Annotated in this window: 13 protein-coding genes; 7 read left to right on the forward strand and 6 right to left on the reverse strand. The window is 63.0% G+C overall.

Annotated features, from left to right (window positions below; all coding sequences use genetic code 11):
- Positions 1-134 precede the first annotated feature (134 nt).
- The 6 genes from tusD (at position 135) to DWF74_RS04765 (ending at position 3,607) form a co-directional block, all read left to right on the forward strand.
- Complete coding sequence (tusD, locus tag DWF74_RS04740) at positions 135-527, forward strand: sulfurtransferase complex subunit TusD (protein ID WP_060840113.1); 393 nt, start codon at positions 135-137, stop codon at positions 525-527.
- A 1-nt stretch (position 528) separates the two neighbouring features.
- Complete coding sequence (gene tusC, locus DWF74_RS04745; RefSeq protein ID WP_102864741.1) at positions 529-891, forward strand: sulfurtransferase complex subunit TusC; 363 nt, start codon at positions 529-531, stop codon at positions 889-891.
- Positions 891-1,187 carry a sulfurtransferase complex subunit TusB gene (gene tusB, locus DWF74_RS04750; protein ID WP_115580489.1) on the forward strand — a complete coding sequence of 99 codons (297 nt, stop codon included), beginning with the start codon at positions 891-893 and terminating at the stop codon, positions 1,185-1,187. Before tusC ends, tusB begins: the two co-directional genes overlap by 1 nt.
- On the forward strand, positions 1,184-1,519 hold the full coding sequence (locus DWF74_RS04755; RefSeq protein ID WP_016966956.1) for a TusE/DsrC/DsvC family sulfur relay protein: 336 nt from the start codon (positions 1,184-1,186) through the stop codon (positions 1,517-1,519). Before tusB ends, DWF74_RS04755 begins: the two co-directional genes overlap by 4 nt.
- Positions 1,516-2,517: a glycosyl transferase family protein gene (locus DWF74_RS04760; RefSeq protein ID WP_115580490.1), complete on the forward strand. Its 1,002-nt coding sequence runs from the start codon at positions 1,516-1,518 to the stop codon at positions 2,515-2,517. The genes DWF74_RS04755 and DWF74_RS04760 overlap by 4 nt, the downstream gene beginning before the upstream one ends.
- Before the next feature lie 88 nt (positions 2,518-2,605).
- Entirely contained in the window at positions 2,606-3,607 is a 1,002-nt protein-coding gene (locus DWF74_RS04765) for a glutathione S-transferase family protein (protein ID WP_115580491.1), read from the forward strand.
- Positions 3,608-3,678: 71 nt separating this feature from the next.
- Here DWF74_RS04765 and cysG read toward each other — a convergent pair whose 3' ends face one another.
- The 6 genes from cysG to DWF74_RS04795 all read right to left on the reverse strand — a co-directional run bounded on the left by cysG (position 3,679) and on the right by DWF74_RS04795 (position 11,201).
- The gene (gene cysG / locus DWF74_RS04770) at positions 3,679-5,073 is read right to left on the reverse strand and encodes a siroheme synthase CysG (protein WP_115580492.1); all 1,395 of its coding nucleotides are present in this window, start codon (positions 5,071-5,073) and stop codon (positions 3,679-3,681) included.
- A complete protein-coding gene (gene serS, locus DWF74_RS04775; protein ID WP_102864736.1) occupies positions 5,074-6,354 on the reverse strand; it encodes a serine--tRNA ligase in 1,281 nt (426 codons plus the stop codon). It abuts the gene before it with no gap.
- Positions 6,355-6,370: 16 nt separating this feature from the next.
- A complete protein-coding gene (gene crcB, locus DWF74_RS04780) occupies positions 6,371-6,745 on the reverse strand; it encodes a fluoride efflux transporter CrcB (protein WP_041119048.1) in 375 nt (124 codons plus the stop codon).
- On the reverse strand, positions 6,742-8,067 hold the full coding sequence (locus DWF74_RS04785) for a replication-associated recombination protein A (RefSeq protein WP_115580493.1): 1,326 nt from the start codon (positions 8,065-8,067) through the stop codon (positions 6,742-6,744). Before DWF74_RS04785 ends, crcB begins: the two co-directional genes overlap by 4 nt.
- Positions 8,068-8,100: 33 nt before the next feature.
- On the reverse strand, positions 8,101-8,724 hold the full coding sequence (lolA, locus tag DWF74_RS04790; protein ID WP_102864734.1) for an outer membrane lipoprotein chaperone LolA: 624 nt from the start codon (positions 8,722-8,724) through the stop codon (positions 8,101-8,103).
- A 68-nt stretch (positions 8,725-8,792) separates the two neighbouring features.
- Positions 8,793-11,201 carry a DNA translocase FtsK gene (locus tag DWF74_RS04795; RefSeq protein ID WP_102864733.1) on the reverse strand — a complete coding sequence of 803 codons (2,409 nt, stop codon included), beginning with the start codon at positions 11,199-11,201 and terminating at the stop codon, positions 8,793-8,795.
- Between the two features lie 295 nt (positions 11,202-11,496).
- Here DWF74_RS04795 and trxB point away from each other — a divergent pair, with 295 nt between their 5' ends.
- Positions 11,497-12,447, forward strand: a complete 951-nt coding sequence (gene trxB / locus DWF74_RS04800; protein WP_115580494.1) for a thioredoxin-disulfide reductase — start codon at positions 11,497-11,499, stop codon at positions 12,445-12,447.
- Positions 12,448-12,462 lie beyond the last annotated feature (15 nt).

A 12,462-nucleotide genomic window follows, 5' to 3' on the forward strand; every position in this document is an offset into this window, starting at 1 on the left:
GGGGTTTGGGGCCAGGCAAAGCTTTACCCGATATGTCCCGGGCTTGCCACGCCTGAGCCTTCGGGGCGAAAGGGGTTTAGCCGATCCACGGAGAAAGCTTTATCATGGCCGCAGTTTTATCCATCGAGTCCGTCATGAAGTTCGCCATCGCCCTGTTCTCTGCCGCTCATGCGCCTTCCTCGCGCCGCGCCCTGCTGTTCGCCCAGGCGGCGCTGGCGGGCGGGCATGAGATTGTCCGGCTGTTTTTCTATCAGGACGGCGTGCACAACGCTGCCAACAGTGTCGTCACGCCCCAGGACGAACAGGACCTGCCCCGGGAATGGCGCGAATTTGTCGAGCAGCATCAGCTCGATGGCGTGGTGTGCATCGCCGCCGCCCTGCGCCGGGGTGTGTTGAACGCCGACGAAGCCCAGCGCTATCAGCGCACGGCGGTGAACGTCGAGGCGCCCTGGGAACTGTCGGGGCTCGGGCAATTGCATGACGCGGTACAGGCCGCCGACCGCCTGATCTGTTTTGGAGGGGCGTGAGATGGCCAAATCCCTGTTGTTGATCAGCCGTCAGGCGCCCTGGTCCGGCCCTGGTGCCCGCGAGGCCCTGGATATCGTCCTGGCCGGCGGCGCCTTCGACCTGCCGATCGGCCTGCTGTTTCTCGACGATGGCGTGCTGCAACTGGCGCCGGGGCAACAGGCGTCGCTGCTGCGCCAGAAAGACCTGAGCGCCAACCTGCAGGCGCTGTCGCTGTTCGGCGTCGACGAACTGTTTGCCTGTAGCGCCAGCCTTGCTGCTCGTGGTCTGGACCCGGCAACCTTGAGCCTTGACGCGGTACAGCTGCTCAACGCCCCGGAACTGGCCGGGATCATCGACCGTTTTGACCAGGTGATTACCCTCTGATGTCGACCTTGCACGTGTTGTCCCACTCGCCCTTCACCGACACCCGCCTGAGCAGTTGCCTGCGCCTGCTGGGCAGCGCCGATGGCCTGCTGCTGTGCGGCGATGCCGCCTATGCCCTGCAGCCGGGCACCACCCTTTACGGCGAACTGGGCGCCCGCAGCGGCCTGAAGCTGTATGTGCTGGAAGAGGACTTGCAAGCCCGGGGACTGGAGCTGCCGACCTGGGCCCGTGCGGTGGATTACCCAGGCTTCGTCGAGCTGTCGATTGAGCATGACAAGGTCAATACCTGGCTATGAGTACCCTGACTGTGGGCGCTCGCGCCATCGAACTGGACAAGGACGGTTACCTGGTCAATCTCGACGACTGGTCCGCCGACGTAGCCCAAGCCCTGGCCGCCAACGAAGAGCTGGAGCTGAGCGCGGAGCATTGGGAAATCCTCGAACTGCTGCAGGGCTTCTATAAAGAGTTCCAGCTGTCCCCGGCCACTCGCCCGCTGATCAAGTACACCGCCCTCAAGCTGGGCCCGGACAAGGGCAACAGCCTGCACCTGAACCGACTGTTCAAAGGCACTCCCGCCAAACTTGCCGCCAAGCTGGCGGGCCTGCCAAAGCCGACCAATTGCCTATGAACGATTTCGCCCCCCTGCTCACCCAGACCCCGGAAGAACACCCTTTTGCCCAGTTCGTGCGCATCCTGGGCAAAGGCAAGCGCGGTGCGCGCAACCTGACCCGCGAGGAAGCCCGGGAAGCCATGGGCATGCTACTGGACGACAAGGTGGAGGACACTCAGCTGGGCGCCTTTCTCATGCTGCTGCGGCACAAGGAAGAAAGTCCGGAAGAGCTGGCAGGCTTTACCGAAGCCTTGCGCCAGCGCCTGAACGCCCCTGCGATCCAGCTGGACCTCGACTGGCCGACCTACGCCGGCAAGAAGCGCCATCTGCCCTGGTACCTGCTGGCGGCCAAGTGCCTGGCGCAGAGCGGCGTGCGCATCCTGCTCCACGGCGGCGGCGCCCATACCGCCGGGCGCCTGTACACCGAACAGTTGCTGGAGCCCCTGGGGATTCCCCTGTGCCGTGACTGGTCATCGGTCAGCCAGGCACTGGACCAGGGCAACCTGGCCTTCATGCCGCTAGGCGACTGGGCGCCACAGCTGCAACGGATGATCGATTTGCGCAACATCCTCGGCCTGCGCTCACCGATCCATTCCCTGGCGCGCATTCTCAATCCCCTGGGCGCCCGTTGCGGCCTGCAGAGCATCTTCCACCCCGGTTACCAGGCAGTGCACCGCGATGCCAGCGGCCTGCTGGGGGACAACGTGATCGTGATCAAGGGCGATGGCGGCGAGATCGAGATCAACCCGGACACCACCAGCCATCTGTACGGCAGCACCGGCGGCGTCAGTTGGGACGAGGAATGGCCGGCGCTGTCGGCCCAGCGCCATGTCAAACCGGCCAGCCTGGATCCCGAGCACCTCAAGGCGCTGTGGCGCGGTGATGTTGAGGACAGTTACCCACAACTGGCCCTGCTGGCGACCATGGCCCTGGCCTTGCGCGGTTTGGGCACGCCGCGGGAGCAGGCCTTCGCGCTGGCCCAGCAGTATTGGGATGCCCGGGACAGATCGATTTAATCGATCAAAACCGCCCATGCTTTGCGCTTTTTGTTCGAACCCAGGGGCATAGACTGCACTCCAACGCACAATAGCTGAGGAGCATTCCATGGGACTGCTGATCGATGGGCGCTGGCATGACCAGTGGTACGAAAGCGGCAAGGACGGCGCCTTCCAACGGGAACAGGCGCAACGCCGGCACTGGGTCACCACCGATGGCCGCCCGGGCCCCAGCGGCGAAGGCGGCTTTACCGCCGAGGCCGGGCGCTACCACCTGTATGTCTCCCTGGCCTGCCCCTGGGCCCACCGCACCCTGATCCTGCGCAAGCTCAAGGGCCTGGAACAGCTGATCGACGTCTCGGTGGTCAGCTGGCTGATGCGCGAGCACGGCTGGACCTTCGACAGCGCCTACGGCTCCAGCGGTGATGCGCTGGATCACTTTGATTTCATGCACCAGCGTTATACCGCCGACAGCGCCGACTATACCGGCCGCGTCACCGTGCCGGTGCTGTGGGACAAGCAGCAACAGCGCATCGTCAGCAACGAGTCGGCGGAGATCATCCGCATGTTCAACAGCGCCTTCGACGGCCTGACCGGCAACGCCCTGGACTTCTACCCGCAGCCGTTGCGCGCACGCATCGATGAACTCAACGCACGCATCTACCCCGCGCTGAACAATGGCGTGTACCGCGCCGGATTCGCCACGTCACAACAGGCCTACGAGGCGGCGTTCGATGATGTCTTCGCCGAGCTGGATGCCTTGGAAGCGTTGCTGGACAAACAGCGCTACCTGGCCGGCGAGTACCTGACCGAAGCCGATGTGCGGCTGTTCACCACGCTGATCCGTTTCGATGCGGTGTACCACGGCCACTTCAAGTGCAACCTGCGGCGGATGGCCGATTACCCCAACCTGTCGAACTGGCTGCGGGAGCTGTATCAATGGCCGGGAATTGCCGAAACGGTGGATTTCGTCCATATCAAGGGGCACTACTACGCCAGCCATAGCACCATCAATCCGACCGGGATCGTGCCAAAGGGGCCGTTGCAGGACTTCAGTCGCGGCCATGATCGGCAACGGTTGAGCGGGATGGGGGTGTGGTGCAGGGGTTGAGGACGCTTTCGCCGGCAATCCGGCTCCTACAACAGTGGGATCTGTAGGAGCCGGCTTGCCGGCGAAGCTTTTCAGACCTCGGACTGAGCGCCTTCGAACCAGGCCAGCTTCTCGCGCAGCTGGACCACTTCGCCAACGATCACCAGGGTCGGCGCGTGCACTTCGTGCTCCGCCACCAGCGTCGGCAGGTTGGCCAGGGTGCCGGTGAACACTCGCTGGTTGCTGGTGGTGCCCTGCTGAACCAGGGCCGCCGGGGTGTCGGCGCTGCGCCCGTGCTTGATCAGTTGCTCGCAGATGGTCGGCAAGCCCACCAGGCCCATGTAGAACACCAGGGTCTGGGCCGGTGCCACCAGGTCGCTCCAGGGCAGGTTGCTGGTGCCGTCCTTGAGGTGGCCGGTGACAAAGCGCACCGACTGCGCGTAGTCGCGGTGAGTCAGGGGAATCCCGGCATAGGCGGAGCAACCGCTGGCCGCGGTAATCCCCGGCACCACCTGAAATGGAATGCCGTGGGCCGCCAGTTCTTCGATCTCTTCGCCGCCACGACCAAAGATGAACGGATCGCCACCCTTGAGCCGCACCACGCGTTTGCCTTGCCGGGCCAGGTTCACCAGTTGCTGGTTGATCTGCTCCTGAGGCACGGCATGATTGGCGCGGCGCTTGCCAACGTAGATGCGCTCGGCATCGCGGCGGCACAGGTCGAGAATCGCCGGTGCCACCAGACGGTCGTAGAGCACCACATCGGCCTGTTGCATCAGGCGCAGGGCGCGAAAGGTCAGCAAGTCCGGATCACCCGGGCCCGCACCCACCAGATACACCTCGCCCGGCGCATGGGGCGCCTTGCCAGCAATCTTGGCCTGCAACAGACGTTCGGCCTCCGCGCCCTGCCCCGCCAGTTGGCGATCAGCGATGGGGCCCTGGAATACATCCTCCCAGAACGCCCGGCGCTGCTGCACATCCGGAAACAGGCCTTTGACCTGGGCCCGAAAACGCGCCGCCAACCCGGCCAACTGGCCGTAGGTGGAAGGAATCCAGGTTTCCAGCTTGGCCCGGATCAGCCGCGCCAGCACCGGCGCATCGCCGCCGCTGGAGACCGCGATGACCAGCGGCGAACGGTCGACGATGGCGGGAAAGATCACGCTGCACAGGGCCGGCGCGTCCACCACGTTGACCGGGACGCAACGCCGACGGGCATCGGCGGAGACCTGGGCATTGAGGGATTCGTCGTCGGTGGCGGCGATGATCAGGGTGCAGCCGTCGAGGTCTGCCTCGACATACCCGCGCAGCAGGGACTCACCGCCGCTGGCGACGATCAGTTCCTGCAATTGCGCTTCTATTTCAGGCGCGACCACTCGCAGCTGCGCACCGGCATCGGCCAGCAGACGGGATTTGCGCAAGGCAATCTCCCCTCCACCGACCACCAACACACGACTGCCGCGAAGGTTGTGAAACAGCGGCAGATATTCCATTTAGCCGATGACCTCAAGACCACCCATGTACGGCTTCAGCACGTCCGGCACACGGATCGAGCCGTCGGCCTGCTGATAGTTTTCCAGCACCGCCACCAGGGTGCGGCCCACGGCCAGGCCGGAACCGTTGAGGGTGTGCACCAGCTCCGGCTTGCCGGTTTCCGGGTTGCGGAAGCGCGCCTGCATGCGACGGGCCTGGAAGTCGCCGCAGTTGGAGCACGAGGAGATCTCGCGGTACTTGTCCTGGCTCGGCACCCAGACTTCCAGATCGTAGGTCTTGACCGCGCTGAAGCCCATGTCGCCGGTGCACAGGGCCAGTACGCGGTACGGCAGTTGCAGCAGTTGCAGGACCTTTTCGGCGTTGGCGGTCAGGCCTTCCAGGGCTTCCATCGAAGTCGAAGGTTCGACCACCTGGACCATCTCGACCTTGTCGAACTGGTGCTGGCGGATCATGCCGCGGGTGTCGCGGCCCGAAGCACCGGCCTCGCTGCGGAAGCACGGGGTGTGGGCGACGAACTTCAGCGGCAGTTGCTTCGGATCGAGGATCTCGCCGGCCACGATGTTGGTCAGGGACACTTCGGCGGTCGGGATCAGGTACAGATCGGCTTCGCCTTCGCGAGTGATCTTGAACAGGTCTTCCTCGAACTTCGGCAGCTGGCTGGTGCCCACCAGGGCCGGAGCCTGCACCAGATACGGAGTGTAGGCCTCTTCGTAGCCGTGCTCGCCGGTGTGCAGGTTGATCATGAACTGCGCCAGGGCGCGGTGCAGACGGGCGATAGGGCCGCGCAACAGGGCGAAGCGCGCGCCGGACAGCTTGGCCGCGGTTTCGAAATCCAGCCAGCCGTGGGTTTCGCCCAGGGCCACGTGGTCCTTGATCGGGAAGTCGAAGGTGGTCGGGGTGCCCCAGCGGCGCACTTCAACGTTGCCGTCTTCGTCTTCACCCACCGGCACCGATTCGTGAGGCAGGTTGGGAATGCCGAACAGGATCGAGTCCAGTTCGCTCTGGATGTTTTCCAGCTCGGCCTTGCCGGTGCTCAGCTCGTTCCCCATGCGCTCAACGTCGGCCATCAGCGGGGCGATGTCTTCGCCGCGTTGCTTGGCCTGGCCGATGGACTTGGAGCGCGCGTTACGTTCAGCCTGCAGTTGCTCGGTGCGGGTCTGCACGGTCTTGCGCTGTTCTTCCAGCGCTTCGATGCGTGCCACATCCAGGGCAAAGCCGCGGGATGCCAGACGATCCGCTACGTCCTGGAGGTTGCTACGTAACAGTTTGGAATCGAGCATGTCGTTCTCTCGTTTATCAAAGTTTGGTCAAGGACAGGCCGGCCCAGGTAGCAAGCAGCCCGCCGAATACGCTCAGTGCCGCATAGCCCAGGGCCAGCGCCACTTGTCCGCTTTCCAGCAGACGCACGGTATCCAGTGAAAAGGATGAAAAAGTCGTCAGGCCACCGAGGAAGCCCACTATCAAACCGGCACGCACTTCGATCGGCACTTCCGGACGGACCAGGAACAGTCCGTACAACACGCCGATCAGCAGGCAGCCCACGATATTAACGGCCAGCGTCGCGGTATAGAAGTGCCGCGGCCAATTGGCGTTGATCCAGTTGCCCGTGGTGAAGCGCAACAGGGTACCGGCCACGCCGCCGGCGGAAACTGCGAGGATCAGGGGGATCACGGTTTTCTCCGCTGCAAGGGGCTGGCCCGGTCCAGGGCGGCCAGGTGCTTGAGCTTCTCGCCGATCTTCAGTTCCAGGCCACGGGGCACCGGCTGGTAGAGCGGCAAAGGCTCGAGCTCTTCGGGGAAATAGTCTTCACCGGCGGCGTAGGCATCCGGCTCGTCATGGGCGTAGCGGTACTCGTCGCCGTAACCCAACTGCTTCATCAGCTTGGTCGGGGCGTTGCGCAGGTGGATCGGCACTTCCAGGGAGCCGTGCTCGGCAGCGGCGCGCATGGCGGCCTTGAAGCCCATGTACACGGCGTTGCTTTTCGGCGCACAGGCCAGGTAGGTAATGGCCTGGGCCACCGCCAGCTCGCCTTCGGGGCTGCCCAGGCGCTCCTGCACATCCCAGGCCGCCAGGCACAGGCTCAGCGCCCGCGGGTCGGCGTTGCCGATGTCCTCGCTGGCCATGCGCACCACGCGCCGGGCCAGGTACAGCGGGTCGCAGCCGCCGTCGAGCATGCGCGCAAACCAGTACAGGGCGCCGTCGGGGTTGGAGCCGCGCACCGATTTGTGCAACGCGGAAATCTGGTCGTAGAAGGCTTCGCCGCCCTTATCGAAACGCCGGCGGGTATCCCCCAGCAGGCTTTGCAACAGATCAACGCCGATCTCGCCGCCGTCTTCCGCCAGGTCCGAGGCGTTCTCCAGCAGATTGAGCATGCGCCGGCCATCGCCATCGGCCGCCGACAGCAGCATCTGGAAGCCTTCGTCGCTCAGGCGCAACTGGCGCTTGCCCAGACCGCGCTCCTCAGTCAGGGCGCGCTGTATCAGGGTGCCCAGGGCCGCTTCATCCAGGCTCTTGAGCACATAGACCCGGGCCCGGGACAGCAGCGCATTGTTGAGTTCGAAGGACGGGTTTTCCGTGGTGGCACCGATAAAGATCAGCGTGCCGTCTTCCACGTAGGGCAGGAAGGCATCCTGCTGGGACTTGTTGAAACGATGCACTTCATCGACAAACAGAATGGTCCGCCGTCCGTATTGCCCGGCCTGCTGCTTGGCGATTTCCACCGCCTGGCGGATCTCCTTGACCCCGGCCAGCACCGCCGAGACGGTTTCGAAGTGAGCATCCGAGACTTCCGCCAGCAGCCGCGCCAGGGTGGTCTTGCCCACTCCCGGAGGGCCCCAGAAGATCATCGAATGCAGGGCACCCTGCTCCAGGGCCTCACGCAGCGGCTTGCCCCGAGCCAGCAGATGCTGCTGACCGACGTACTCGTCCAGGTTGGTCGCACGCAAGCGTGCGGCCAGTGGCTGGGCGATCGGGGCACTACGAAACAGGTCCATGGACTACCTTCGAAACCTTGCGGTTGCGGCTGCTTACTCTTGGATCACATCGGCACCCTTGGGGATGTCGAACTTGAACTTGGACGCCGGGATCGCTTCGTTGGCCTTGACCCCGGTGAACAGGATATTGGTGCGCTGGCCGACGCTGTCGATCAACTGCATGTCGTTGATCATGCCGTTGCGGAACGACAGGCGCAGGCTGTCGAACAGGGTGTCGCGGGTTTTCGGCTTGAGGGTGAAGTCCATCACGCCACCGGCCTCCTTGGAGGTGATGTCGAAGCTTTCGCTGATCTTCGACACATCACCGGACAACAGCAGGGCCGGAGTCTGGGTCAGGCGCTGGTCGAGCTTCTTGATGGTCACCTGCTCCAGGTCCGGGTCCCACAGGGAAACTTTCTGGCCGTCGGAAACCATCAGCTGTTCTTGTGGCGCATCGGTGTGCCAGTAGAACAGGCCCGGGCGCTGCAGGGACATTTCGCCGGCGGTTTCCTGCAACTGGGTGCCGCTGCCGTCCAGGGTCAGTTGGGAGAAACGCGCGGTCAGGGTCTGGGACTTTTCCAGCAACTGGGTCAGGCGCGCCACGTCTTTGGGGTCGGCGTGGACCGACAGGGAGGTCACAGCCAGTACCGGCAGCAGCAACATGCGAATCAGGCGCATGGAATTCCTCATAAATTGGATGGGTATGCGAGCGGCGTGGCATCACGCCGCTGAAAACGAAACAGGGATCAGTCGCGCATCGGGCCCGGCGCCAGCACTTCGCGGGAGCCGTTGGTGTTCATCGCCGTCACCACCCCAGCCATTTCCATGGCCTCGATCATCCGGGCAGCGCGGTTGTAGCCAATCTTCAGCTTGCGCTGTACCGCCGAGATCGAGGCCCGGCGGCTTTCCAGGACGAACTGCACGGCTTCGTCGTAGAGCGCGTCAGCTTCCGGATCATCGCCGTCGCCACCGCCGCTACTGCCTTCGAAACCGCTGCCCGCCTCTTCGACACCGTTGAGGATGTCGTCGTTGTATTCCGGCGCGCCCCGCAGTTTCCAGGCCTCCACCACGCGGTGCACTTCATCGTCGGAGACGAAGGCGCCGTGGACGCGAATCGGCAGGCTGGTGCCCGGCGGCATGTAGAGCATGTCACCGTGGCCCAGCAGTTGTTCGGCGCCGCCCTGGTCGATGATGGTCCGCGAGTCGATCTTGCTCGACACCTGGAACGCCATGCGGGTCGGGATGTTGGCCTTGATCAGGCCAGTGATCACGTCCACCGACGGCCGCTGGGTCGCGAGAATCAAGTGGATACCGGCGGCCCGGGCCTTCTGGGCGATACGGGCGATCAGTTCTTCAACCTTCTTGCCGACGATCATCATCATGTCGGCGAATTCGTCCACCACCACGACGATGGTCGGCAACTTGGTCAGCAGCGGCGCTTCGTCGTGGATGCTTTCGCGGTTGTACAGCGGATCGGCCAGTGGTGTGCCGGCGTCGATGGCTTCCTTGACCTTGGCGTTGAAGCCCGAAAGGTTGCGCACCCCCATCTTGGCCATCAGCTTGTAGCGCCGCTCCATCTCCGCCACGCTCCAGCGCAGAGCGTTGGCTGCGTCCTTCATGTCGGTGACCACCGGGCACAGCAGGTGCGGAATGCCTTCGTAGATCGACAGTTCGAGCATCTTCGGGTCGATCATGATCAGCTTGGCGTCTTCCGGGCCGGACTTGAACAGGATCGACAGGATCATCGCGTTGACCCCCACCGACTTACCGGAACCTGTGGTACCGGCCACCAACAGGTGAGGCATTTTCGCCAGGTCGGTGATGATCGGCTTGCCGCCGATGTCATGGCCCAGGGCCAGGGTGACCGGGGATTTGAAGTTGTCGTATTCCGGGGTCGAGAGCACTTCAGAGAAGCGCACGATCTGCCGGTCTTCGTTGGGGATCTCGATGCCCACGGTGGTCTTGCCGGGAATCACTTCCACCACCCGCACACTGGTCACCGCCAGGGAACGGGCCAGGTCCTTGGCCAGGTTGGCGATACGGCTGACTTTCACCCCGGCCGCCGGCTGGATTTCGTAACGGGTAATCACCGGGCCGGGATGGATGGAATCCACCGCAACTTCGACGCCGAACTCCTTGAGCTTGATCTCCAGCAGATGGCCGACGGCCGCCAGGGATTCGGGCGAATAATTGAGCTGTTTCTTTTCCGCCGGGTCAAGAATCGAGATCGGCGGCAAGGTGCCTTCCACCGCGCTGTCGACGAACAGCGGCGCCTGCTTCTCTTTCTGCACGCGCTTGCTGGGCTCTGGCGGTTTGACCGCTACCGGCGTGATCACCGGCGGCACCTGCTTCTCGCGCTCGGACATGTGCTTGCTCAAAGCCTGCTCGCGCTCGATCAGACGCTCCTTGACCTTGGCCTGCTCGCGCTTGTCGGCAATGCTCGGGGACACCACCTCATCGACCCGGGCATCCACTTCGCGCAATTGCGCCACCAGTTGCTTGCGCTCAACGCGAGCATCCCACCAACGATTGGCCGCGCCCTGGAACAGTTCGAACAAGTCGAGAGTGATCTTGCCGGTGACGTCCATCACCTTGAACCACGACAGGTCGGTGAACACCGTCAGGCCGAACAGGAACAGGGCAATGAACATCAGGGTACTGCCCTGCACGTTCAGGGCATTCTTGGCCAGGTCACCCAGGCTTTCGCCCAGGGCACCACCGGCACCGGCAGGCAGGCCGGTGGGGGCATGAAAATGGATATGGGCCAGCGCAGCGCCGGACAGCACCAGGAACACCAGGCCAATCAGCCGCCAGGAAAACAGCCAGCCGCTCCACTGCCACGGTTCATGGCGCTGGCGGAAGATCTGGTAAGTCTTGATCGCCAACAGCAACGGGAAGATATAAGCGAAGTAACCCAACACCATGAACAGGATATCGGCGCTGTAAGAGCCTGCGGGACCGCCGAAGTTCTGCACATCTTCGATCTTGCTGTTATGACTCCAACCCGGATCATCTTTACCGTAGGTCAAAAGTGCCATCATCAAGAACAGGCACAGGGCTCCAATGGCGATCAATGCACCTTCCTTGAGCCGGTAGTGCAATTGCTGACGCCAGAGCGGAACAACAGGTTTAGGTGCTGCGGTGGATTTCTTCAAAACGCGTCTTTTCCTGCGCCATAAGCGCGTCCAACGGGTGATTGACTACAAGATACTGCTCAATCCGAGCAGGTAAATAAAGTTGACCGGCGTAACTGGGGCTACTTTTAACACTCTGCCCCTTGCTTCTGAAACGGTGCAATTCTGAATAAGCCTGGTACATCGTCGTATTGTACGGGTTTGTTCACACCATGCCACGTCAGAACAGTCTGTTAAGCATAGCCAATTGCGTAATACGCACTGTTCAATTGGAGCATGCATTCTCTTTTGTGACAAAGGCTTATGAGGTGTTTTTATGAACCAAGCGAAGCATTCACGCCTGATCATTCTGGGCTCCGGCCCTGCCGGTTACAGCGCCGCCGTTTATGCCGCGCGCGCCAACCTCAAACCGACAGTGATCACCGGCTTGCAAGCCGGTGGCCAACTGACCACCACCACCGATGTCGACAACTGGCCTGGTGACGTCGAAGGCCTGACCGGCCCGGTGCTGATGGAGCGCATGCAGAAACACGCGGAACGCTTCGACACCCAGATCGTCTATGACCACATCCACACCGCTCAGTTGCAGCAACGGCCGTTTATCCTCATCGGCGACAGCGGCACCTACAGTTGCGACGCGCTGATCATCGCCACCGGCGCGTCGGCGCAGTACTTGGGCCTGCCATCGGAAGAAGCGTTTGCCGGCAAAGGGGTTTCCGCCTGCGCCACCTGCGACGGCTTTTTCTATCGCAATCAGGTGGTGGCAGTGGTGGGTGGTGGCAATACCGCCGTTGAAGAGGCTCTGTACCTGTCCAACATCGCCAAGGAAGTGCACCTGGTGCACCGGCGCGACAAGCTCCGCGCAGAGAAAATCCTCCAGGACAAACTGTTCGACAAGGCCGCCAACGGCAATATCCGCCTGCATTGGAACCAGCATCTGGACGAGGTGCTGGGTGATGCTAGCGGCGTGACCGGCGCCCGCCTCAAGGACAGCCACAGCGGAGCCACCAAGGACCTGGCGTTGGCCGGGGTATTTATCGCCATCGGTCACAAACCCAATACCGACCTGTTCCAGGGGCAACTGGAGATGCGTGACGGCTACCTGCTGATCAAGGGTGGCAGCGAAGGCAATGCCACCGCCACCGGCATCCCGGGAGTGTTCGCCGCCGGCGATGTGGCCGACCACGTCTACCGCCAGGCCATTACGTCCGCCGGTGCCGGCTGCATGGCAGCTCTGGACGCAGAAAAATTCCTCGACGACAACTAAGCCCTCGCCCTACGC

Origin of the sequence: Pseudomonas protegens (assembly GCF_003363755.1) — a bacterium.
Lineage (GTDB): Bacteria > Pseudomonadota > Gammaproteobacteria > Pseudomonadales > Pseudomonadaceae > Aquipseudomonas > Aquipseudomonas danubii.